The organism is Streptococcus mitis (genome assembly GCF_047464965.1).
GTDB lineage: Bacteria > Bacillota > Bacilli > Lactobacillales > Streptococcaceae > Streptococcus > Streptococcus mitis_DU.
In genome coordinates this window covers 47,690-71,348 of record NZ_JASHAT010000011.1, presented here as the reverse complement: position 1 = coordinate 71,348, position 23,659 = coordinate 47,690, and the positions used below count along the sequence as shown (strand labels likewise).

Genomic DNA, 23,659 nt, shown 5'->3' with positions numbered 1-23,659 from the left:
TTTGTCAGAACGCCATGTGGAGTCTGATGGATTAGTATTTGACCCAGCACAAATCATCAAACGTACAGCTAACGGTGTAGCAGTGCCTCACGGAGACCATTATCACTTTATCCCTTATTCACAAATGACTGATTTAGAGCAGAAGATTGCTAGAATTATTCCGTTAAAAGGGCAAAATGGATTAAATCAAATTGGTACAGATATTAAACCTTTAGTATCAAAAAAAGTAGTTCATAAGTTCTTAGGACAACCAATCAAAGCTTATGGAAAAGGTTTAGATGGTAAACCTTATGATACGAGTGATGGATACATATTTACCAAAGATTCCATCGATTCTGTTGATAAATCAGGTGTTATTGCCAAACACGGTGATCATTTCCATTATATGGGATATGGTGAATTAGAACAATTCGAATTGGATGAAGTTGCTAAATGGATTCAAGAAACTGGTAAAAATCCCGATGACATCGTTTCTTCAGTTCACTCAGATGAGAAGGAAAGACCAAAGTTTGATTATAAAAAAGTAACTAGTAAAGTTTCTAGAAATAGTAAAGTTGGTTATATAATTAATGAAGGTGGTAAAGATTATTTTTATTCACGTGAAGAACTCGATCTTACTCAAATAGCTTTTTCTGAGCAGGAACTAATGCTTAAAGATAAAGATAATTATCGTTATGATATTGTAGAAACAGAAATTAAACCAAGATTAGCTGTTGATGTATCTAGCTTGCCTATGCATGCAGCCAATACTACGTATGATACTGGAACTTCCTTCATTATTCCGCATATCGATCACATTCACGTCGTACCTTATTCTTGGTTAAATAGTGAGCAAATAGCAACTATAAAATATGTAATGCAACATCCTGATGTGCGTCCTGAAGTTTGGTCAAAACCAGGTCATGATGATGCTGGATCTGTTATTGCTAATGTAACTCCTCTTGAAAAACGTCCTGGAATGAAGAACTGGCAAATTATCCATTCTGCGGAAGAAGTTCAGAAAGCACTTAAAGAAGGCAAGTTTGCAACTCCTGATGGATATATTTTTGATCCTCAGGATGTATTGGCAAAGGGAACCTATATTTGGGCAGATAAATCTTTCAGTATTCCAAAAGCTAGTGGTGATTCATTGAGAAGTATCAATCAGTCTGATTTATCAGATAAAGAGTGGAAACAAGCTCAAGAGTTGATAGCTAAAAGAAATGAAGAAAAAGAAACAACAAATGATTCTTCTAATTCACATCTAGTTTCTTCAGATAAGAAATCGGAAACAAAGAAAGATGCAACGGATTCAAACAAAGTTGATGAACAACCAAAGGATAATAAATCTCAAAATGAGGCAGATGCGACTAGCAGCAATCCTTCAGTCGAAAAAGTTGGTGAAGAAGAAAAATCACATGCAGAAAATAAAGAAGATGATTATGATGATATACCAGATTATGGATTAGATAAGGATACTTTAAAAAATCATATAAATCAAATAGCACAAATTGCTCAAATTGATTCTAAATATCTTATTTTTTCATCAGAAGGAGTTCAGTTTTATAATAAGAATGGGGATTTAGTAACCTATGATATTAAAACTCTTAAGCAAATAAAACCTTAGAATATTTTGACTAATGAGCATCTAGTTGAAAGGATATTGTTCTATTATTGGATAGAATAATGTCCTTTTATTTGTTAATAAAAAGATGAAATTTCCTGTCTAAAAAATGAAGAAAGGATTCTTAAAGTAATAATTTTATTCTCTTTCACTAAAAATCTTGACAGTTAAGCTTAAAAAAGGTAAACTATTTACTGGTTAATTAATTGGTTAAATAACCAGTTTAAAAAAACTGTTTAACCGAGAAAAAGAAGTTAAAAAAAGCTTCATCATTTATTGAAATGAGGGATTTATGAAATTCAGTAAAAAGTATATTGCAGCCGGATCAGCTGTTATCGTATCCTTGAGTCTTTGCGCCTATGCACTGAACCAGCATCGCTCGCAGGAAAATAAGGACAATAATCGTGTCTCTTATGTGGATGGCAGTCAGTCAAGTCAGAAAACTGAAAACTTGACACCAGATCAGGTTAGCCAGAAAGAAGGAATTCAGGCTGAGCAAATTGTCATCAAAATTACAGATCAGGGCTATGTGACGTCACACGGTGATCACTATCATTATTATAACGGGAAAGTTCCTTATGATGCCCTCTTTAGTGAAGAACTTTTGATGAAGGATCCAAACTATCAACTTAAGGATGGAGATATTGTCAATGAAGTCAAGGGTGGTTATATCATCAAGGTAGATGGAAAATATTATGTCTACCTGAAAGATGCAGCTCATGCTGATAATATTCGAACTAAAGATGAAATCAACCGTCAAAAACAAGAACATGTCAAAGATAATGAGAAGGTCAGCTCTGATGTTGCTGTAGCAAGGTCTCAGGGACGCTATACGACAGATGATGGTTATGTCTTTAATCCAGCTGATATTATCGAAGATACGGGTGATGCTTATATAGTTCCTCACGGTGGTCACTATCACTATATTCCAAAAAGTGATTTGTCTTCTAGTGAGTTAGCAGCAGCAAAAGCTCATTTAGCTGGCAAAAATACGCAACCGAGTCAGCTAAGCTATTCTTCAACAGCTAGTGAGAATAATACTCAATCTACAGTGCAAGGATTAACTAGCAAGCCAGAAAGCAAAGTTGAAAATCTCCAAAGTCTATTGAAAGAACTCTACGATTCACCTAGCGACAAACGTTACAGTGAATCAGATGGTCTGGTCTTTGACCCTGCTAAGATTATCAGTCGTACACCAAATGGAGTTGCGATTCCGCATGGTGACCATTATCACTTTATTCCTTACAGCAAGCTCTCTCCTTTAGAAGAAAAGATTGCTAGAATGGTGCCTATCGGTGGAACTGGTTCTACAGTTTCTACAAATGAAAAACCTCATGAAGTAGCGTCTAGTCTAGGAAGTCTTCCAAGTAATCCATCTATATTGAATAATGCTTCTTCAACGTTAAATAAGGAAATTCCTTCAACATCTGATGGTTATATCTTTAATCCAAAAGATATCGTTGAAGAAACAGCCACAGCTTATATCGTCAGACATGGTGATCATTTCCATTACATTCCTAAGTCGAATCAAATTGGTAAACCGACTCTTCCAAATAATGGTCTAACAACACCTTCACCATCTCTTCCAATCAATCCAGGAAATTCACATGATGAACATGAAGAAGGTGGACACGGCTTTGATGCCAATCGTATTATTGCTGAAGATGAAGCAGGATTTATCATGAGTCACGGCGACCATAATCATTACTTCTTCAAGAAGGACTTGACAGCAGAGCAAATTAAGGCAGCACAAGACCATTTGAAAGAGGCAAATACAGCAACACCAAATCCAGCTCATGATGACGATCACGATGAAAATCATCATGGACACCATCATGATGAAGACCATGATCACGGTTTTGATGCCGATCGTGTCATTAGTGAGGATGAACAAGGCTTTGTCATGAGTCACGGTGACCACAATCATTACTTCTTCAAGAAGGATTTGACTGCTGATCAAATCAAGGCAGCTCAGGATCATTTGAAAACACATCATGATGCAGAGCCTGTAAAACCTCTTGCTAAAACGGTAGAGTCTTTCTCAAGAGATGCTAGTGATGAAGAAAAGATTGCTTATATCTCTAAAACTTATGGAGTTCCACTTGAAGCGATTAGAATTTCAAACGGCTTCTTTGTCTTTGGAAATCCAGACCAAGCCTACGATCCAACTCATATCCATCCCTATGCTGTTCGTAAAGAACACGTTCGGATTCCTCTTCAAACTGGCAATCCAGAACTTGATTTCCTAAATGAACTTTACACGACTGCTTTGCGAGATGGGGTGTCTCCTTATAGTTTGCAGGTAGAAAATGGTAGTTTTGTGATCCCTCATGGTGACCACAATCACTACATCAAGGTTCAAACGAAGGGATATGAAGTGGCTTTGAAAAACAAGATTCCAGCCCTACAATCCAATTATCAACCTGGAGCTTTTGATGAGAAGGCAGTCTTGGCAAAAGTAGATCAACTTTTAGCTGATAGCAGAAGTATCTACAAAGACAAGCCTATCGAACAAAGACAGATTGAGTTAGCCTTAGGACAGTTTACTGAAAACATGAAGAAACTGGCAACTAACTCTACAGCAGGTTATCTTGCAACCCTTGATCTCTTTGATAAGCAATATATCCATATTGATGAAAGTGTCAAGCCTACTGAAACAAGCGCTCTAGATAAGAAATACCAAGCCTTGATTGATAAAATCAATACACTGGATACAGACTCTTATGGACTTCCTAAGAAAGACCTTCTTGTTCGACTTCAAGAAGCTAAATTGGCAAAAGATGAGGCTGGTTTAGCAGCGGTTGAATCACAACTTCAAGCTCTTCAAGACTTTAATGACCGAACAGGTGTTACAACAGTGGAATACATCAAGTATTTCTACGAACACGTAAATGACGGTCGTTTAAATGATGAACTTCGGAACAAAGTAGCTCAGTTGACTTGGACCTTGTATCAATCTCAATCTTTCCTTAAGGCAGCAGAATTGAACAGACTATTCCCAAGCATCTATCAGGCAAAACAAGAAGTGGAAGAAGCTTTGAAAGCTCAACCAACTACTGCTAAATCGACTCAGACAGTTCTAGATACTGAAAAAGTTGATAACCAAACTGCCAAGACAGCTATTTATGGCTTCTTGAAAGAATTGTACGGAGACTTTATGCCTGAAGAACATGTCAATCATGTTAGCAAGGAAGAAGTAGAAAGCCTCTTGAGCAAGGCAACTCAACTCTTAGAACAAATCCAAGAAGAAGGAATCAGACAATCCTTGGCAGAAGAAGTAGAAAATCTCAAAGCTGCCACAAACAAGGCTGATGCGGACTTGGATGAAGTAAACAGTCAGGTAAAAGATGTCTTGACTCGTATCGCTAGCGCCCTTCAACAAGAAAAGGAAAATGCTGAGCAAGACCCTCAGACACTAGTACTCTATCAAAAACTCTACGATATTCTCATGTCGCTTCACTCTTATTTAGAAAACAACAAGGGTTCTGATGCGGACTTTGATAAGGTAGATGCTTTACTAGATCAACTTTCTGCTAAGAGTAAAGATAAAGCTGCTTTACTTGAATTGACAAAAGCTATTCTAGTCTTGAATCAAGAAATCAAGTCAAAATCAAGCTCAAGTGAAGAAGCAACTCCAGCGACAAATGCCGAGTCAAATGGTGAGAACACAAGTTCCAAAACTGAAACATCAGTGGCTGCAGAATCTAACAGTGAAACTGCAAGGGACGAAAACAAACCAAGCAATACAACAGATTCTAAACCTGCTGAACCAGCTTCAGAAAAGGAAACAACAGAATCTACAACAAGTACTGGAAATCAAGAAAAACCAGCAGAATAAAAAGAAAGGCGAAGTAGCTAAGCTACCTCGTCTTTTTAGTCTTCATAAGCTACGATACCAATGATGGTATCAACTGCACGTTCCATAGTCTGAAGGCTGACGTATTCAAAACGTCCATGCATATTTTCTCCTCCCGCAAAGATATTAGGAGTTGGGATTCCCATAAAGGAAATCTTAGAGCCGTCTGTCCCTCCACGAATTGGTTCGATAATAGGAGTAATACCCAAATCTTCCATAACGGCTTTGGCAATGGTAATTGGAGTCATATCTTTCTCAATGACTTCTTTCATATTGTAGTACTGGTCTGTCAAGTTTAGGGTGACACGGTCGCTACCAAGTTCTTGATTCATCTTATCAGCGATAGACTGCATTGCTGCTTTACGCGCTTCAAAGGCATCTTTTTCAAAATCACGAATGATGTAGCTTGCACGTGCCTCTTCGACACTACCTATCACATCCATTAGGTGGTAGAAGCCTTGGTAACCTTCTGTTAACTCGGGTCGGTCATTCTCTGGAAGTTGATTATGAAAATCAATTGCTAGCTGAAGGGCATTGACCATCTGCCCTTTGGCAGTACCAGGGTGGACATTGCGTCCTTGGAAATGCAATTCAGCACCAGCGGCTGAGAAGGTCTCGTACTGAAGTTCTCCGAGAGGTCCGCCATCTACAGTATAGGCAAAATCTACATCGAAATCTTCTGCATCAAATTTATTGGCACCAACACCGATTTCTTCATCTGGACCAAAACCAACACGAATCTCACAGTGCTTGATTTCAGGATGGGCAGTCAGATATTCAATAGCAGTCATAATTTCAGCAATCCCTGACTTGTCATCAGCACCTAGCAAGGTTGTTCCGTCAGTTGTGATGAGTGTTTGTCCTGGATATTTCTCCAGACTCTTGAAGTCAGCTGGATCTAATTTAAAACCAGAATTCCCTAGTTCAATCACACCACCATCATAGTTTTCAATTACCTGTGGATTGACTCCTTCGGCATTAAAATCAGCAGTATCCATGTGGGAGATGAAGCCAATCTTACGTGTTAAAGATGGATCGTTGGCTGGTAAGGTTCCAATCGCAAAACCATTTGGAAGGTAGTAGACATTTTGCAGTCCAACACGTTTCATTTCAGGGATAAGGACATTTGTAGCGAAGTCAACTTGGCTCTGCGTACTTGGAGTAGTAGTAGAGTGTTCATCAGAGCGCGTGTTGACCTTAACGTAGGTTAGGAAGCGGTCCAAGAGATTTGGATAAGTCATAAAAAACTCCTTTTGAATTCATTTTTTCCATTGTATCATAGAAAGAAGAGAAAAACAAAAGACAGAAGATTGAGAATGTCCCTATGTTAGCGTTTACTTATCGATGAATTAATGATAAAATAAACTTGATAAAAACATCACAAGGAAGCAGTTATGAAAAAAGCAATTTTAATGATGACCTTCGGTTCACCAGAAGAGATTACCTTTGAAGGTGTGGCTGATTTTTTCACAAATATTCGTCGTGGGGTGAGACCTCAAGACCACGAGATTCAAACTCTCTATGATAATTATGTACGAATTGGAGGCACACCTCTGCAAAGAATTACGCGTGAAGAGGTTGCCTTGGTAGAAGCTAGACTGGGTAATGAATATAGTGTCTATTTTGCCAATAAATTTTCCAGTCCCTTTATTCCAGATGTGATCGGTCAGATGGAAGCAGACGGCATTGAACAGTGTATCTGCTTGATTTTGGAGCCTCATTATTCTTTCTACTCTGTCATGGGCTATGAAAAATTTTTAGAAAGCAAACAAATTCAATTTTTGGTCATTAAGGACTGGTATCAGGAAGAAGCACTCTTAAACTATTGGGCGGATGAAATTGGTAAGATTTTAAAAGAAGAAGTAAAGCAAGACAGCTTTAAAGTCATCTTTTCAGCCCATAGTGTGCCTATTTTTGCCTTGGACTTTGGTGATCCTTATATAGACCAAATTTTTGAAAATAGCAAGCTAGTCGCTGAAAAACTAGGTTTGAGTTCAGAACAATATACCAACACTTGGCAGAGTGAGAGTGATATTGGTATTCCATGGATTAAACCAGATGTTTTAGAGTATCTCAGAGAACAGAAAGAACATCCAGACCATTATATTTTTGTACCTATTAGTTTTATCAGTGAGCACATTGAAGTCTTGTTTGACAATGATGTGGAATGTTATGATTTATGTCAGGAATTTGGAGTAAACTACCATCGTCCACCAATGCCAAATACAGATTCTCGCTTGATTGATGCCTTGGTCAATACCGTCAGAGCTAATGAGAACAAAGAGTTTAAGGAATTTCTCCCAGAAGAAGAAACCTTTGATGAGTTAGTTCCGTCAGATGAGACGAAAAATATTTTGGCTGAATCTCAAGATTTACAAATGCCGGAATTTGTGAAAAAACTGATTGAGAAAAAAGGTCGTGAAAATGTTAAGATGCCTTATCTTATTAAGAAAATGCTTGAAAAAGCAGGTAAGTTACCAAAAGAGTAAAGAAAAAAGGATTTAGCTTTGTGCTAGATCCTTTTAATTGATTATTTTTTCTCAAGAAGAGCTTTGATCTCTTGAAGTACTTCCAACTCAGTTGGACCAGCTGGAGCTTCCTCAGCAGCTTCTTCTTTCTTAGTAAGGCTTTGAGCTTTTTCAATTCCTTTGATAACGAAGAAGAGAACAGTACCGATAACTAGGAAGTTGATAACAGCACTCAAGAATTTACCATATGTAACACCATTCCAAGCAAGCTCAGCGATGTTTTGTACTTTCGCAGCTTCCAAGGCTGGATTCAAAATAAGTGGAGTGATGATATCGTTAACAAGTGATGTAACGATTGCACCAAAAGCAGTGGCAATGATCACACCGACAGCAAGGTCAACAACATTACCACGAAGCAAGAATGCTTTAAGATCTTTTAACATTTTCATAATTTCCTTTCAAAAAACTCTTACACTTAATTATATATTAATTAAGAAATTCTTGCAAGCTATATGTTTAAAATTTTTCTTATTTTTTAAAAATAAATACCTTACTAAAAATGTAATTGAGGATAATTATTAAGAATTGTGCAATAATTGTTTCAATACGATTCACTCTATTAATATTATTATTTACAAATTGCCCGATAATATTAGGAAACTGAGTTACAAAGAGAAAAGTTAAAAACAAGTCTAACAGAAAAGTAGAAAGACGTGCTATAGTAAATTTTACTAAACGGATTGACCAATTCTGCCTAGCTTGCTTAAATACAATTGTATCATTTGTAATGAATGCAAAGAGGATACCGATAATATTTGCCAAGGTAGTCGCAAGGAGTTCTTGATGACTTAGTTGATAAATGACTAATCGTGATAGTATAGCAACAAGAGTAGTCACTATACCAAAAAAGAGATAGGCTAAGACTTCATTGCTAAGAAATTTTTGAATACAAATTTTCATGTTTTTAGTATAGCATAAAGCAGGCTATTGTGCTATACTAGTAAGGTTGATTGAATCAACCCTTGGTGCTTAGCTTCTTTCACCAAGCATATTACACGCGGGAAACCGCCAAAGGAGAAAACATGAAAAAATTAACTATTCGTGATGTTGCAGATATTGCAATCGTTGCTGCTATCTATGTCGTTTTAACTGTCACACCACCCCTAAATGCCATTAGCTATGGTGCTTATCAGTTCCGTATCTCAGAAATGATGAACTTTATGGCTTTTTACAATCCTAAGTACATCATAGGAGTTACCATCGGTTGTATGATTGCTAATTTCTTTAGCTTCGGACTGCTAGATGTCTTTGTTGGTGGTGGATCAACCTTAGTATTCCTCAGTCTAGGTGTTTGGCTCTTTGCAAAATACAGCAAAGATTACCTCTTTAACGGATTAATTCGAAAAGATCATTTTTTCTTTTCAATCCTCTTTTCGATTTCTATGTTTACTATCGCTGCCGAGTTGAATATGGTAGCGCAATTACCATTTTTCCTTACTTGGTTTACAACAGGAATTGGTGAATTTGCCTCATTAATTATTGGAGCGATTATTATCGGTAAAATTGGTCGTCGAATCGATTTAAGCAAATAGAAGAAGACAAGCTAGGTAGCTCTTGCCTGGCTTTTTCTTATGGAAAATATCTAAGGAAACTTGACAAGATTTTCTGATTATAGTATACTCTTCAAGTAAGCTGATTTAGCTCAGTTGGCAGAGCGCATCCATGGTAAGGATGAGGTCGCCGGTTCAATCCCGGCAATTAGCATAATATTTTCAGGGAAACTCTTGAATACAAGAGTTTTTTTCTTATGCTCGCGAGAAAAAATTCTGACTTTTGTATAATAAAAGTCATCCTGCAAAAATTTCTTATTGACAAAACCACTTATTTCTAGTAATATAATAGACGCGATGAGTCGATAGGTAGTCTTCGGACTACTATTGAGCATAAGGAGGTCATAACGCAGGAGCGGACCTTGATGAGTTGTGTGAACCTGCTCATCACATGAAGATGCCTCTTAGTCCCTAGTCTAGCGACTGGGGATTTTTATTTTCCAAAAAATGATGAAAAAGCTTTGCAATTCATGGAAAAAGTAGTATAATACATCTATTATAGAAATTTTTAGAAAATTCCGAAAGAGGTTATTTATGGGATATACAGTTGCTGTAGTCGGCGCGACAGGTGCTGTCGGAGCTCAGATGATAAAAATGTTGGAAGAATCAACACTTCCAATCGATAAAATTCGTTTACTTGCTTCTGCACGTTCAGCAGGCAAGACTTTGAAATTTAAAGATCAAGATATTACGATTGAAGAAACGACTGAAACAGCCTTTGAAGGAGTTGATATTGCTCTCTTTTCAGCAGGTGGTTCTACATCAGCTAAATATGCACCATACGCAGTTAAATCTGGAGCGGTAGTAGTAGATAATACATCTTACTTCCGTCAAAATCCAGATGTTCCTTTGGTTGTTCCAGAGGTCAATGCTCATGCACTTGATGCTCACAACGGTATCATTGCCTGCCCTAACTGTTCAACAATCCAAATGATGGTGGCTCTTGAGCCAGTTCGCCAAAAATGGGGATTGGACCGTATCATTGTTTCAACTTACCAAGCAGTTTCAGGTGCTGGTATGGGAGCAATTCTTGAGACACAACGTGAACTTCGTGAAGTCTTGAATGATGGTGTAACCCCACGTGATTTACATGCCGAAATCTTGCCTTCAGGTGGGGACAAGAAACACTATCCTATCGCCTTCAATGCTCTTCCACAAATCGATGTCTTCACTGACAATGATTACACTTACGAAGAGATGAAGATGACTAAGGAAACTAAGAAAATTATGGAAGATGACAGTATTGCAGTATCTGCAACATGTGTGCGTATTCCAGTCTTGTCAGCTCACTCTGAGTCAGTTTACATCGAAACAAAAGAAGTGGCTCCAATCGAAGAAGTAAAAGCAGCTATCTCAGCCTTCCCAGGTGCTGTTCTTGAAGATGATGTAGCTCATCAAATTTATCCTCAAGCCATCAATGCCGTGGGTTCACGTGATACCTTTGTTGGTCGTATCCGTAAAGACTTGGATGCAGAAAAAGGAATTCACATGTGGGTTGTTTCAGATAACCTTCTCAAAGGTGCTGCTTGGAACTCAGTTCAGATTGCAGAAACTCTTCACGAACGTGGATTGGTTCGTCCAACAGCTGAATTGAAATTTGAATTAAAATAGTCATATTGTTTAGGAGTTCAGATGAACTCCTTCTTTGAAATAGAGAGGTGTTTCTCATGTCTTATCAAGATTTAAAAGAGTGTAAAATCATCACAGCCTTTATTACTCCCTTCCATGAGGATGGTTCCATCAACTTTGACGCTATTCCAGCCTTGATTGAGCATTTATTGAGCCATCATACGGATGGAATTCTTCTCGCAGGGACGACAGCTGAGAGTCCAACTTTGACTCACGATGAAGAATTGGAGCTATTTGCAGCTGTACAGAAGATTGTCAATGGACGTGTACCTTTGATTGCGGGTGTAGGTACTAATGATACGCGTGACTCTATTGAGTTTGTCAAAGAAGTAGCGGAATTTGGCGGTTTTGCTGCTGGACTTGCTATTGTTCCTTACTACAACAAACCTTCTCAAGAAGGAATGTATCAGCATTTTAAGGCCATTGCAGATGCTTCTGACCTACCAATTATTATCTATAACATTCCAGGGCGTGTAGTTGTAGAATTAACTCCAGAAACCATGCTTCGTTTGGCTGACCATCCAAATATTATTGGTGTCAAAGAATGTACTAGCTTGGCTAATATGGCTTACTTGATTGAGCACAAACCAGAAGAGTTCTTGGTCTATACTGGTGAGGATGGAGATGCTTTCCATGCCATGAACCTTGGTGCGGATGGGGTTATTTCTGTTGCCTCTCATACAAATGGGGATGAGATGCACGAGATGTTTACTGCCATTTCAGAAAGCGATATGAAGAAAGCTGCAGCTATTCAGCGCAAATTCATTCCTAAGGTTAATGCCCTCTTCTCATATCCAAGTCCTGCTCCAGTTAAGGCCGTTCTCAACTATATGGGATTTGAAGCTGGCCCAACTCGTCTACCTCTTGTTCCAGCACCAGAAGAAGATGCCAAACGTATTATCAAGGTTGTCGTAGATGGCGACTACGAAGCAACTAAGGCAACTGTAACAGGTGTCCTAAGACCAGATTACTAATAAAGACAATAAAATCCATGACCGCAAGAACGATCATGGATTTTTCTTATTTTCCTAAACAGAATTGGCTAAAGAGTTGGGTAATAAGTTCATCAGGAGCCGCATCTCCAGTGATTTCTCCGAGGATTTCCCAAGTGCGAGTCAAATCTACTTGAAGCAAATCAACTGGCATCCCCAGTTCAAGACCTTCATTAACAGCTTGTAGGCTTTCAACTGCTTTTTCAATCAGGGAAATGTGACGAGCATTTGATAGGTAGGTTGCGTCTTGCTCAACCAAACCAGCATTTTCAAAGAAGAGGTTGTTGATTCTATCTTCAATCTTATCAATGTTTTGATTTTTAAGGACTGAAATACGGATGACATCTTCTGGAAGTTCCTCGGTTTCGATGATCTCAGGTAGGTCTGTTTTATTAAGTAGAATAATGCGGTTGGTATCCTGGCTAATTTCAAGAAGTTGTCTGTCTTGAGCAGTCAGTGGTTCGCTAGCGTTTAGTACAAGCAGAACCAAGTCAGCTTCCTTAAGAGCTTTTTTCGAACGCTCAACTCCGATTTGTTCCACGATGTCATCCGTTTCACGAATACCAGCTGTGTCAATCAATTTTAGAGGAACACCGTTGATGTTGACGTATTCTTCGATGACATCTCGAGTTGTACCAGCAATATCGGTTACGATTGCCTTGTCTTCACGCAAGAGGTTGTTGAGAAGGCTTGATTTCCCAACGTTGGGGCGTCCGATGATAGCTGTTGAAATTCCCTCACGGAGGATTTTGCCGCGACGGGCTGTTCTAAGGAGATTGGTTAGCAATTGCTCAAACTCCATAGTCTTTTCACGGACAACAGCAGTAGTGGCTTCCTCAACATCGTCATACTCAGGATAATCAATATTAACCTCGACTTGGGCAAGTGTGTTAAGGATTTCTTGACGGGTATTGTTAATGAGGTCAGAAAGGGAACCATCTAATTGTTTGACCGCAATGTTCATGGCCTTGTCTGTCTTTGCACGGATGATGTCCATCACTGCCTCAGCCTGTGCCAAATCTACGCGACCGTTTAAAAAGGCACGTTTGGTAAATTCACCAGGTTCTGCCAACCGAGCTCCTTCACGGATTGCTAGTTGGAGAATCTCATTGGTCACCGCAATCCCACCGTGAGTGTTGATTTCAATAATATCCTCACGAGTGAAGGTTTTTGGAGATTTCATGGCTCCGACCATAACCTCGTCCATGACTTTTCCTGTCTGAGGGTCAACGATGTGACCGTAGTTAAGGGTATGGCTAGCAACCTGACTCAAGTCTTTTCCTTTAAAAATCTTTTGCGCAATAGCAAAACTTTCTGTTCCGCTCAGGCGGACAATACCAATAGCCCCTTCACCTAGTGGAGTAGATATGGCAGCGATGGTATCAAATTCACGTGTAATCATAATGTTTCCTTTAATTAATAGCTCTTTTCTTGGAAATTTTCCCAAGTATCCTTTCAAATTGTAACAAATTTGAACTATTTCTTCAATGGATGTTACTTGGAGATTGAAAAAGCCTAAGCAATTCTGCTTAAGCTAGCTTATTTGGTGCGCATTTCCCCTTGTGGGAAGTAGGTTCCTTCTGGCATGTCATTGATGATGACATGGACAGCAGATTGAGGTGCTCCAGTGTTACGGACAACAGCTTCCGTTACTTCCTTAGCAAGAGCTTTCTTTTGCTCGAGCGTGCGTCCTTCAAATAAATCGATGCGTACAAATGGCATAATGGCTTCCTCCACTAGTTTTTGATTTCTTCTATTTTACCACATTTTGCCGTTTAAAGCTTAAGAAAATTATGATATACTAGAATGTAGCAAAAATTTAGAAATGGACGTGAAGCAAGAAACATGGCACAGTTGTACTATCGTTATGGGACCATGAACTCTGGTAAGACAATCGAGATTCTTAAAGTAGCCTATAACTATGAGGAGCAAGGAAAAGGTGTTGTGATTATGACCTCAGCTCTTGATACGCGTGACGGTGTTGGCTATGTGTCGAGTCGAATCGGTATGAAACGCCCTGCCATTGCGATTGAGGAAACAACTGATATCTTCGGTTATATCCGAGATTTACCAGAAAAACCTTACTGTGTGTTGGTTGATGAAGCCCAGTTTCTCAAGCGTCATCATGTTTATGACCTAGCTCGTGTTGTTGATGAGTTAGATATACCCGTCATGGCTTTTGGTTTGAAGAATGACTTTCGCAATGAGTTGTTCGAAGGTTCAAAATACCTCTTGCTCTTAGCAGACAAGATTGAAGAAATCAAGACCATCTGTCAGTACTGTAAGAAAAAGGCGACTATGGTGTTGCGAACTCAAGATGGTGTGCCAGTCTATGATGGCGAACAAATTCAGATCGGTGGAAATGAAACCTATATCTCAGTTTGCCGTAAACATTATTTTGCCCCTGAAATCAATAAGGAGAATGAAGAAAAATGAACATCTATGATCAACTACAAGCTGTAGAAGACCGTTATGAAGAATTAGGAGAGTTGCTCAGTGACCCAGATGTGGTTTCGGACACCAAGCGTTTCATGGAGCTTTCAAAAGAAGAGGCTTCTACTCGTGATACGGTAACTGCCTACCGTGAGTACAAACAAGTCCTTCAAAACATCGTTGATGCAGAAGAGATGATTAAAGAATCTGGCGGGGATGCGGACTTGGAAGAAATGGCCAAGCAAGAGCTCAAAGATGCCAAGGCTGAAAAAGAAGAATACGAAGAAAAACTCAAAATTTTGCTCCTTCCAAAGGATCCAAACGATGACAAGAACATCATTCTTGAAATCCGTGGCGCCGCTGGTGGAGACGAAGCAGCACTTTTCGCTGGAGATTTGCTAACCATGTACCAAAAGTATGCTGAAGCTCAAGGCTGGCGCTTTGAAGTCATGGAGGCTTCTATGAATGGTGTCGGTGGTTTCAAAGAAGTGGTTGCCATGGTTTCGGGGCAATCTGTTTACTCTAAACTCAAGTACGAATCTGGTGCTCATCGTGTGCAACGTGTTCCTGTGACAGAAAGCCAAGGTCGTGTCCATACATCAACTGCCACAGTTCTTGTCATGCCTGAAGTGGAAGAAGTTGAATACGACATTGATCCAAAAGACCTTCGTGTTGATATCTATCACGCCTCTGGTGCTGGTGGACAGAACGTCAATAAGGTTGCGACTGCCGTTCGTATCGTTCACTTGCCAACCAATATCAAGGTTGAGATGCAGGAAGAACGTACCCAGCAGAAGAACCGTGAGAAAGCCATGAAAATCATCCGTGCGCGTGTTGCTGACCACTTTGCTCAGATTGCACAAGACGAACAAGACGCTGAGCGTAAGTCGACAATCGGTACTGGTGACCGTTCAGAACGGATTCGTACTTATAACTTCCCACAAAACCGTGTCACGGACCACCGTATCGGCTTGACCCTCCAAAAACTAGATACCATTTTGTCTGGTAAATTGGATGAAGTTGTGGACGCCTTGGTGCTCTATGACCAAACGCAAAAACTAGAAGAATTAAACAAATAATGAAATTAGCTCAATTATTTTCAGATTTTGAAGAAGAGTTGGTTAGACAAGGAGAGGAAGCTGAAAGCCTCTCTTTTGTCTATCGTAGCATAAAAAATTTCTCTTTTACGGACTTTGTCTTTGCTCTTCAGCAAGAGGTAACAGTGGCAGAAAAACAATTTGTAAAAGAAATTTTCCAACAGTTAGTGGCTCATAAACCTGCCCAGTACATCATTGGACAGACAGATTTTTATGGAATGCAGTTAAAAGTTGATGAGCGCGTATTGATCCCTCGTCCAGAAACAGAGGAGTTGGTGGGGCTTATTCTGGCTGAAAATCCTGAGACGAATCTTTCAGTTCTGGATATTGGAACAGGTAGTGGAGCTATTGCTCTCGCTCTAGCAAAAAACAGACCAGATTGGTCAGTGACAGCAGCAGATATTTCCCAAGATGCTTTAGATTTAGCTAACGAAAATGCTAAAAATCAAAATCTTCAAATATTTTTAAAAAAATCTGACTGTTTTACAGAAATTTCTGAAAAATATGATATAATTGTTTCCAATCCACCCTATATCTCTCGTGAAGATGAGTCAGAGGTCGGTTTGAATGTTTTGCATTCGGAGCCTCATCTAGCTCTCTTTGCAGACGAGGATGGCCTAGCTATTTACCGTAGAATTGCGGAAGATGCAAAAGACTATCTCAAAGATGGTGGTAAGATTTACCTTGAAATTGGATACAAGCAAGGTCAAAGTGTTCCTGAACTTTTTAGGAAGCATCTTCCTGAAAAACGTGTAAGAACACTTAAGGATCAATTTGGTCAAGATAGGATGGTCGTGGTTGATGATGGACAGGATTAAACAAGAGTTGGAAAATGGTGGAGCTGTCGTTCTACCTACAGAGACAGTTTACGGTCTTTTTGCCAAGGCTCTAGACGAAAAAGCAGTTAATCATGTATACCAGATTAAACGTCGTCCCAGAGACAAGGCGCTCAATCTTAATATCGCCTCTCTAGAGGACATTTTGTACTTTTCTAAGAATCAGCCAACTTATCTACAAAAACTTGTAGAGACCTTTTTACCAGGTCCCTTAACCATTATTCTCGAAGCTAATGACCGAGTTCCCTATTGGGTCAATTCTGGTCTTGCAACTGTTGGATTTCGGATGCCTAGTCATCCCACTACCCTTGATTTGATTCGAGAGACAGGACCCTTGATTGGGCCGTCTGCCAATATTTCAGGTCAGGAAAGTGGAGTGACCTTTAATCAAATTCTAGAGGATTTTGACCAAGAGGTTCTGGGTCTGGAAGACGATGCTTTTCTAACTGGACAGGATTCAACTATTTTGGATCTGTCTGGAGACAAGGTGAAAATCTTACGTCAAGGGGCCATTAAGCGAGAAGATATTCTTGCTCGGTTGCCAGAGATTTCTTTTGAGGAGGCATGAAATGCTAAGAAATTTAAGAGAAACAGATGTGAAATCTATATGTGACATTAACCAAGAAGCTTTGGGCTATTCTTTTAGTCCAGAGGACACGGCTAGTCAACTAGCTAAACTGTCTCAGGATTCCCATCATTTCCTTCTTGGCTATGAGGATGAAGCTAGTCATGTCTTACTTGGATATGTCCACGCTGAGGTCTATGAATCACTTTATTCTAAAGCAGGATTTAATATTTTAGCCTTAGCAGTTTCACCTCAAGCGCAAGGTCAAGGTATTGGTAAAAGCTTACTGCAAGGGTTGGATCAAGAAGCAAAAAGACGTGGTTATGGGTTTATCCGCTTAAACTCTGCCGATCATCGTCTGGGTGCTCATGCATTTTATGAAAAAGTTGGTTATACTTGTGATAAAATGCAGAAACGGTTTATTCGCATCTTTTAGTTTAATTTTCTTATAAGAGAATTAAACTAATGGACTAGTCACACAATAAAGGAGAAGACCTATGATTTTTGACAAAGATGATTTTAAAGCATATGATGCTGATCTCTGGAATGCTATTGCCAAAGAAGAAGAACGCCAACAAAACAACATTGAGTTGATTGCTTCGGAAAACGTAGTTTCCAAGGCTGTTATGGCAGCTCAAGGGTCTATCTTGACGAATAAATACGCCGAAGGCTACCCAGGACGCCGTTACTATGGTGGGACTGATGTGGTAGACGTGGTAGAAAGTCTAGCTATTGAACGTGCAAAAGAAATTTTCGGTGCTAAATTTGCCAATGTGCAACCTCACTCAGGAAGCCAAGCCAACTGTGCGGCTTACATGGCCTTGATTGAACCGGGCGATACTGTTATGGGGATGGATTTGGCAGCAGGTGGACACTTGACCCACGGAGCTCCTGTCAGCTTCTCTGGTCAAACCTACAATTTTGTTTCTTATAGTGTGGATCCTGAAACGGAACTCTTGGACTTTGATGCTATCTTAAAACAAGCCCAAGAAGTAAAACCAAAATTGATTGTAGCTGGTGCGTCAGCCTATTCTCAAATTATCGACTTCTCAAAATTCCGTGAAATCGCAGATGCTGTTGGGGCTAAGCTTATGGTGGATATGGCCCATATCGCTGGTTTGGTTGCTGCTGGTTTACACCCAAGTCCGGTACCATACGCTCATATCACTACAACAACGACTCACAAAACCCTTCGTGGACCTCGTGGTGGTTTGATTTTGACTAATAACGAAGAACTTGCTAAGAAAATCAATTCAGCTATTTTCCCAGGTATTCAGGGCGGTCCTTTGGAGCATGTTGTTGCTGCTAAGGCAGTTTCCTTCAAAGAAGTTTTGGATCCAGCCTTCAAGGAATATGCTGCCAATGTTATCAAAAACAGCAAGGCTATGGTAGAAGTCTTCTTGCAAGATCCTGATTTCCGTATCATTTCTGGTGGGACTGAAAACCACCTCTTCCTAGTGGATGTGACTAAAGTTGTAGAAAACGGAAAAGTTGCTCAAAACTTGCTGGATGAAGTCAATATTACCCTAAATAAAAACTCAATCCCTTACGAAACCTTGTCACCATTCAAGACAAGTGGGATTCGTATCGGATCTGCAGCCATCACTGCGCGTGGATTTGGTGAAGAAGAGAGTCGCAAAGTTGCTGAACTGATAATTAAAACCCTTAAGAATGCAGAAAATGAGGCTGTATTAGAAGAAGTGAGAAGTGCAGTCAAAGAATTGACAGATGCCTTCCCATTATACGAGGACTAAAATTTTTATGGACATTTATATTAAGAAAGCTATTATCCATCAGTTTAGCCCGGATGATACCGAGCTGTTCCTAGCGGATAAGCTTCTCAATATTACTCCAAAAATCGAAGAATACTTGCGTAAAAAAATTGAGCGTGTGTATTCAGATGAAGCCAAGACTGGGATTTTCGAGGAAGAAAATCCCTTCTTCAATCATATCACAGACGATTTGTTGGAGACATCAGTCACACTGGCTAATCTCTGGAAAGAAGAGTTCAGTATTTCTGAAAATCTCAAGACCAATGACTTGATTTTTGTGCAATTTTCTAAAGAAGGCGTGGAACATTTCGCTTTCTTGCGAATTGCCCTGCGTGAGACCCTGACCCACCTCGGAGGAGAGGTCGATAATCCAATCAAGCTGACTCAGAATAACCTGCCTGGATTTGGAACGGGTGCTGATGAGGCCTTGGTGGTCAATCTTCAGAGTCGCAAGTACCATCTGATTGAAAAACGCATCAAGTACAATGGGACTTTCTTGAACTATTTTTCAGACAATCTTCTTGCCGTTTCCCCTAAGATTTCTCCAAAGAAATCTATCAAGGAACTGGAAAAAACGGCACAGCGAATTGCTGAGACTTTTAACACAGATGATTTTCAATTTCAATCTAAGGTCAAATCAGCGATTTTCAACAACCTAGAAGAAAGCAATGAATTATCACCTGAAAAATTGGCCAACGACCTTTTTGACAACAATCTGACGGCTCGTTTGAGCTTTATTGATCAAGTCAAAGAAGCCGTACCAGAACCAGTTCAATTTGATGAAATTGATGCCAGTCGTCAGCTTAAAAAATTTGAAAACCAAAAACTTTCTTTGTCAAATGGAATTGAGCTCATAGTTCCTAATAACGTCTATCAAGACGCCGAGTCTGTTGAGTTTATCCAAAACGACAATGGAACCTACTCTATCTTAATCAAAAATATCGAGGATATCCAAAGTAAATAATGTTTAAACGAATTCGAAGAGTGCTTGTACTAGCAGTCTTCCTTTTTGCTGGATATAAAGCTTACCGTATTCACCAAGATGTCAAGCAAGTCATGACCTATCAACCCATGGTGCGAGAAATCTTGAGTGAAAAAGATACCCCAGCAAACGAAGAGCTTGTGCTCGCTATGATTTATACTGAAACAAAAGGAAAAGAAGGCGACGTCATGCAGTCTAGTGAGTCTGCAAGTGGTTCCACCAACACCATCAATGATAATGCCTCTAGCATTCGGCAAGGCGTTCAAACTCTGACAGATAATCTCTATCTGGCCCAGAAGAAGGGTGTTGATGTCTGGACGGCTGTTCAAGCCTATAATTTTGGACCTGCCTATATCGATTTTATCGCCCAAAACGGCAAGGAAAACACCCTAGCACTGGCCAAACAATATTCTCGTGAGACTGTTGCTCCCTTGCTTGGCAATACCACTGGAAAGACTTATAGTTATATTCACCCCATTTCCATTTTCCATGGAGCCGAACTCTATGTAAATGGAGGAAACTATTACTATTCTAGACAGGTACAACTCAACCTTTACATCATCAAATGTTTCACTCTCTTTTCAACATCTGGCTAGTCCAGGTGTTTTTGTTATAAGTTTTCTTTAAGATAGATATATTACTCTAGAAAGGTAAAGGAGGGAATTCCCTATGAGAAAGAAACTCTTTCTGACCAGTGCTGCGGTTTTGTGGGCAGTAACAGCTATGAATAGCGTCCATGCAGCAACAGATGTTCAAAAAGTTATCGATGAAACCTACGTCCAACCCGAATATGTCCTAGGTTCTTCATTGTCTGAAGACCAAAAAAATCAAACCCTTAAAAAACTAGGCTACAATGCCTCAACAGACACCAAAGAACTCAAGACCATGACACCTGATGTCTATTCTAAGATTATGAATGTGGCTAATGACTCTAGTTTACAGTTGTATTCATCAGCCAAGATTCAAAAACTAGGTGACAAGTCGCCACTTGAGGTCAAGATTGAAACACCAGAAAACATCACTAAGGTGACTCAGGATATGTACCGAAATGCAGCCGTAACTTTGGGTGTGGAACACGCCAAAATCACTGTAGCAGCCCCCATTCCAGTTACAGGAGAAAGTGCTTTAGCAGGGATTTATTATTCGCTAGAGGCTAATGGAGCCAAGGTACCGCAAGCCAATAAAGATTTGGCTCAAGAAGAGTTGAAGGCTTTGTCAGATATTAATGCTGAAAACAAGGACAAAACTGGCTATGATGCTAATAAATTAAACGTTGCCCTAGCCGATATCAAGTCAGGACTCGCCAAAGCTAAAGAAAGCAAGGGAAATCTGACAGAGGAAGATGTTCGTAAAATTGTTGAAGATACCTTGAAAAATTACAAACTTGATCAGGTTATAACAGGAAACCAGATCAATATCATCATCAATTTTGCTTTGAATCTCTCAAAGAGTGATATCCTCAGCAATACAGACTTCACTAAAACCTTGAATGACCTGAAACAAAGTATTGTTTCACAAGCTGGCGACAGTTTTAAAAATATCAACCTTAACTTTGATGCTGATAAGGCGCTAGAGGACGGTGGTAACTTCTTAAGCTCCCTCTGGCAAGCCATTGTCAACTTCTTCAAGAGTTTTGGTTCTTAAGAAATTTCATGGTATAATAGATGGTAACCGTAACGTTGCCGTCTTTTTTGTCGGCCAATAGAAAGAGAAGAGAATGTTAAAGAAAAATGATATTGTAGAAGTTGAAATTGTTGACTTGACCCATGAAGGGGCAGGAGTTGCCAAGGTAGATGGCTTGGTATTTTTTGTTGAGAATGCATTACCGAGTGAAAAAATTCTCATGCGAGTTCTCAAGGTTAATAAAAAGATTGGTTTTGGGAAAGTGGAAGAATACCTTGTCCCGTCACCACACCGTAATCAAGATCTAGATTTGGCTTACCTGCGTTCAGGAATCGCGGATTTAGGTCATCTTGCCTACCCAGAACAGCTCAAGTTTAAAACCAAGCAAGTTAAGGATAGTCTCTACAAGATTGCTGGAATTGATGATATAGAGGTTGCTGAAACGCTTGGCATGGAAAATCCAGTCAAGTATCGCAACAAAGCTCAGGTTCCTGTTCGTCGAGTGAATGGTGTCTTGGAAACAGGCTTTTTCCGTAAGAATTCCCATGACCTCATGCCTCTAGAAGATTTCTTTATCCAAGATTCCGTGATTGACGAGGTAGTTGTAGCCCTACGCGACTTGCTCCGTCGTTATGATTTGAAACCTTATGATGAAAAGGAACAATCTGGCTTGATTCGAAACCTTGTGGTGCGTCGTGGGCACTATTCAGGACAAATCATGGTTATTTTGGTTACAACTCGTCCCAAAGTTTTTCGTGTTGACCAATTAATTGAACAATTAATCAAGCAGTTCCCAGAGATTGTGTCTGTCATGCAAAATATCAACGACCAGAACACCAATGCGATTTTTGGTAAGGAATGGCGCACACTTTATGGACAAGACTTTATCACTGACCAGATGTTGGGAAATGACTATCAAATCGCTGGACCCGCTTTTTATCAAGTCAATACTGAAATGGCAGAGAAGCTTTATCAAACAGCCATTGACTTTGCTGAATTAAAAGAAGATGATGTGGTTATTGATGCCTATTCTGGTATCGGGACGATTGGTCTTTCTGTTGCGAAACACGTTAAGGAAGTTTATGGTGTTGAAGTAATTCCAGAAGCGGTTGAGAATAGCAAAAAGAATGCCCAACTGAACAATATTTCAAACGCCCACTATGTCTGTGACACAGCTGAAAATGCCATGAAGAATTGGCTTAAGGAAGGAATTCAACCAACCGTTATCTTGGTTGATCCTCCACGCAAGGGCTTAACCGAAAGCTTTATCAAGGCAAGTAGCCAAACAGGAGCAGATCGCATCGCTTATATCTCATGTAATGTCGCAACCATGGCGCGTGATATCAAACTCTACCAAGAATTGGGATATGAGTTGAAGAAAGTCCAGCCGGTGGATCTTTTTCCACAAACGCACCACGTGGAGTGTGTCGCTCTGCTCGTAAAAGCTTAGAAACCTTTGAACGAAAGGGATAATGAAAGCCTTGATTGCAAGGCTTTTTGCTTTATGGTGGGTAAGTATCAGAGTGAGAAAATTTTTGGAATGAGTAGAAGTGATAGCTAGAAATTATCAGTTTCTATTTCCATTTACCCTGTGGGTACGTGTTTGTTTCCATTGACAAGGAGTTTGTGGGAATAGAAATGTACCCACCTTGTTTGAATCAAGTGAAGTGTAGTTGAAGGAAATCTGTTGAAAGCAATACTTCATTTTACCGAATAAGTAATAATTTAGGCAACTTCAAATCGATTAAAAAAAACTATTTTAAAGGTTAAGAGTAGACAAAAATTGTCCACTCTTTTTTGCAAACTCAATTTATCAATAAATGAAATGAGGGAATGTAAAATGAAATATTTTGAGGTTGAGTTAGAAAATCCTGATGAATTTTTAAAACTACAAACAGAAGATTTTGTGAAAGCTAATCGCTTGCTACTAAGGAAGATAATCCAGAGCGTTACAGTCTATGAAGAAAACTTCGTCATATCCTTTAAATCTGGCATCGAATTGGAAGTATGAGTCTCATTCCATAACTTTTATATTGAACATATCATCTTGTTGTGTTATACTATAAATTGATATAAACAAAGATGTAGGAGGAACCGAAACTATGACAGCCTCAATGCGTTTAAGATAAGCTGGCAATAAAAAAAGCAGAATCTATACCCGATGATAGGCTTTTTTGTTGTGCTTATTTATAC

General features: G+C 39.5%; 22 protein-coding genes, 1 tRNA gene and 1 riboswitch. Of the genes, 18 read left to right on the top strand and 5 right to left on the bottom strand.

Annotated elements, in window-relative coordinates; genetic code table 11:
- On the top strand, positions 1–1,606 hold a 1,606-nt coding region (locus tag QM408_RS08150; protein WP_414374211.1), incomplete at its 5' end, for a pneumococcal-type histidine triad protein.
- A 289-nt stretch (positions 1,607–1,895) separates the two neighbouring features.
- A complete protein-coding gene (locus tag QM408_RS08145; protein WP_414374209.1) occupies positions 1,896–5,441 on the top strand; it encodes a pneumococcal-type histidine triad protein in 3,546 nt (1,181 codons plus the stop codon).
- Positions 5,442–5,476: 35 nt separating this feature from the next.
- Here QM408_RS08145 and pepT read toward each other — a convergent pair whose 3' ends face one another.
- Positions 5,477–6,700 (bottom strand): peptidase T, encoded by a 1,224-nt coding sequence (pepT, locus tag QM408_RS08140; RefSeq protein WP_237446842.1) that lies wholly within the window; start codon positions 6,698–6,700, stop codon positions 5,477–5,479.
- A 153-nt stretch (positions 6,701–6,853) separates the two neighbouring features.
- Between pepT and hemH the strand changes: the two genes are divergently transcribed.
- Positions 6,854–7,948 carry a ferrochelatase gene (gene hemH, locus QM408_RS08135; protein WP_000709263.1) on the top strand — a complete coding sequence of 365 codons (1,095 nt, stop codon included), beginning with the start codon at positions 6,854–6,856 and terminating at the stop codon, positions 7,946–7,948.
- A 41-nt stretch (positions 7,949–7,989) separates the two neighbouring features.
- Here hemH and mscL read toward each other — a convergent pair whose 3' ends face one another.
- Both mscL and QM408_RS08125 read right to left on the bottom strand, forming a co-directional pair.
- Complete coding sequence (mscL, locus tag QM408_RS08130) at positions 7,990–8,370, bottom strand: large conductance mechanosensitive channel protein MscL (RefSeq protein ID WP_000910205.1); 381 nt, start codon at positions 8,368–8,370, stop codon at positions 7,990–7,992.
- An 85-nt stretch (positions 8,371–8,455) separates the two neighbouring features.
- A complete protein-coding gene (locus QM408_RS08125) occupies positions 8,456–8,887 on the bottom strand; it encodes a GtrA family protein (RefSeq protein WP_414374206.1) in 432 nt (143 codons plus the stop codon).
- A 28-nt stretch (positions 8,888–8,915) separates the two neighbouring features.
- Positions 8,916–9,012: riboswitch (PreQ1 riboswitch) on the top strand.
- Between QM408_RS08125 and QM408_RS08120 the strand changes: the two genes are divergently transcribed.
- The 4 genes from QM408_RS08120 (at position 9,010) to dapA (ending at position 12,140) form a co-directional block, all read left to right on the top strand.
- The gene (locus tag QM408_RS08120; protein WP_031237144.1) at positions 9,010–9,519 is read left to right on the top strand and encodes a QueT transporter family protein; all 510 of its coding nucleotides are present in this window, start codon (positions 9,010–9,012) and stop codon (positions 9,517–9,519) included. It overlaps the preceding riboswitch by 3 nt.
- A gap of 99 nt (positions 9,520–9,618) precedes the next feature.
- Positions 9,619–9,691, top strand: a tRNA-Thr gene (locus tag QM408_RS08115).
- A gap of 380 nt (positions 9,692–10,071) precedes the next feature.
- The gene (locus QM408_RS08110) at positions 10,072–11,148 is read left to right on the top strand and encodes an aspartate-semialdehyde dehydrogenase (protein WP_371613518.1); all 1,077 of its coding nucleotides are present in this window, start codon (positions 10,072–10,074) and stop codon (positions 11,146–11,148) included.
- A gap of 56 nt (positions 11,149–11,204) precedes the next feature.
- Positions 11,205–12,140, top strand: coding sequence for a 4-hydroxy-tetrahydrodipicolinate synthase (dapA, locus tag QM408_RS08105; RefSeq protein WP_261150417.1), 936 nt, complete (start codon positions 11,205–11,207; stop codon positions 12,138–12,140).
- A gap of 46 nt (positions 12,141–12,186) precedes the next feature.
- Here dapA and mnmE read toward each other — a convergent pair whose 3' ends face one another.
- Together mnmE and QM408_RS08095 are read right to left on the bottom strand one after the other, a co-directional pair.
- Complete coding sequence (mnmE, locus tag QM408_RS08100) at positions 12,187–13,560, bottom strand: tRNA uridine-5-carboxymethylaminomethyl(34) synthesis GTPase MnmE (RefSeq protein ID WP_414374203.1); 1,374 nt, start codon at positions 13,558–13,560, stop codon at positions 12,187–12,189.
- A gap of 137 nt (positions 13,561–13,697) precedes the next feature.
- On the bottom strand, positions 13,698–13,880 hold the full coding sequence (locus QM408_RS08095) for a 4-oxalocrotonate tautomerase (RefSeq protein ID WP_001117401.1): 183 nt from the start codon (positions 13,878–13,880) through the stop codon (positions 13,698–13,700).
- A gap of 123 nt (positions 13,881–14,003) precedes the next feature.
- Here QM408_RS08095 and QM408_RS08090 point away from each other — a divergent pair, with 123 nt between their 5' ends.
- The 11 genes from QM408_RS08090 (at position 14,004) to QM408_RS08040 (ending at position 23,477) form a co-directional block, all read left to right on the top strand.
- On the top strand, positions 14,004–14,594 hold the full coding sequence (locus QM408_RS08090; RefSeq protein ID WP_000068129.1) for a thymidine kinase: 591 nt from the start codon (positions 14,004–14,006) through the stop codon (positions 14,592–14,594).
- Positions 14,591–15,670: a peptide chain release factor 1 gene (gene prfA / locus QM408_RS08085; RefSeq protein WP_001028815.1), complete on the top strand. Its 1,080-nt coding sequence runs from the start codon at positions 14,591–14,593 to the stop codon at positions 15,668–15,670. Before QM408_RS08090 ends, prfA begins: the two co-directional genes overlap by 4 nt.
- The gene (prmC, locus tag QM408_RS08080) at positions 15,670–16,506 is read left to right on the top strand and encodes a peptide chain release factor N(5)-glutamine methyltransferase (protein ID WP_414374201.1); all 837 of its coding nucleotides are present in this window, start codon (positions 15,670–15,672) and stop codon (positions 16,504–16,506) included. Before prfA ends, prmC begins: the two co-directional genes overlap by 1 nt.
- Positions 16,490–17,092, top strand: coding sequence for an L-threonylcarbamoyladenylate synthase (locus tag QM408_RS08075; RefSeq protein WP_000969268.1), 603 nt, complete (start codon positions 16,490–16,492; stop codon positions 17,090–17,092). The genes prmC and QM408_RS08075 overlap by 17 nt, the downstream gene beginning before the upstream one ends.
- Position 17,093: 1 nt before the next feature.
- A complete protein-coding gene (locus tag QM408_RS08070) occupies positions 17,094–17,525 on the top strand; it encodes a GNAT family N-acetyltransferase (protein ID WP_000945732.1) in 432 nt (143 codons plus the stop codon).
- Between the two features lie 61 nt (positions 17,526–17,586).
- Positions 17,587–18,843 (top strand): serine hydroxymethyltransferase, encoded by a 1,257-nt coding sequence (glyA, locus tag QM408_RS08065; RefSeq protein ID WP_000575482.1) that lies wholly within the window; start codon positions 17,587–17,589, stop codon positions 18,841–18,843.
- Positions 18,844–18,850: 7 nt separating this feature from the next.
- The gene (locus tag QM408_RS08060; RefSeq protein ID WP_000356125.1) at positions 18,851–19,825 is read left to right on the top strand and encodes a nucleoid-associated protein; all 975 of its coding nucleotides are present in this window, start codon (positions 18,851–18,853) and stop codon (positions 19,823–19,825) included.
- Positions 19,825–20,439: a cell wall hydrolase Pmp23 gene (gene pmp23 / locus QM408_RS08055; RefSeq protein ID WP_000476368.1), complete on the top strand. Its 615-nt coding sequence runs from the start codon at positions 19,825–19,827 to the stop codon at positions 20,437–20,439. Before QM408_RS08060 ends, pmp23 begins: the two co-directional genes overlap by 1 nt.
- A 73-nt stretch (positions 20,440–20,512) precedes the next feature.
- The gene (locus QM408_RS08050) at positions 20,513–21,487 is read left to right on the top strand and encodes a DUF1002 domain-containing protein (RefSeq protein ID WP_203213196.1); all 975 of its coding nucleotides are present in this window, start codon (positions 20,513–20,515) and stop codon (positions 21,485–21,487) included.
- Between the two features lie 73 nt (positions 21,488–21,560).
- A complete protein-coding gene (gene rlmD, locus QM408_RS08045) occupies positions 21,561–22,916 on the top strand; it encodes a 23S rRNA (uracil(1939)-C(5))-methyltransferase RlmD (RefSeq protein ID WP_414374198.1) in 1,356 nt (451 codons plus the stop codon).
- Between the two features lie 390 nt (positions 22,917–23,306).
- Entirely contained in the window at positions 23,307–23,477 is a 171-nt protein-coding gene (locus QM408_RS08040) for a hypothetical protein (protein ID WP_000873143.1), read from the top strand.
- Positions 23,478–23,659 lie beyond the last annotated feature (182 nt).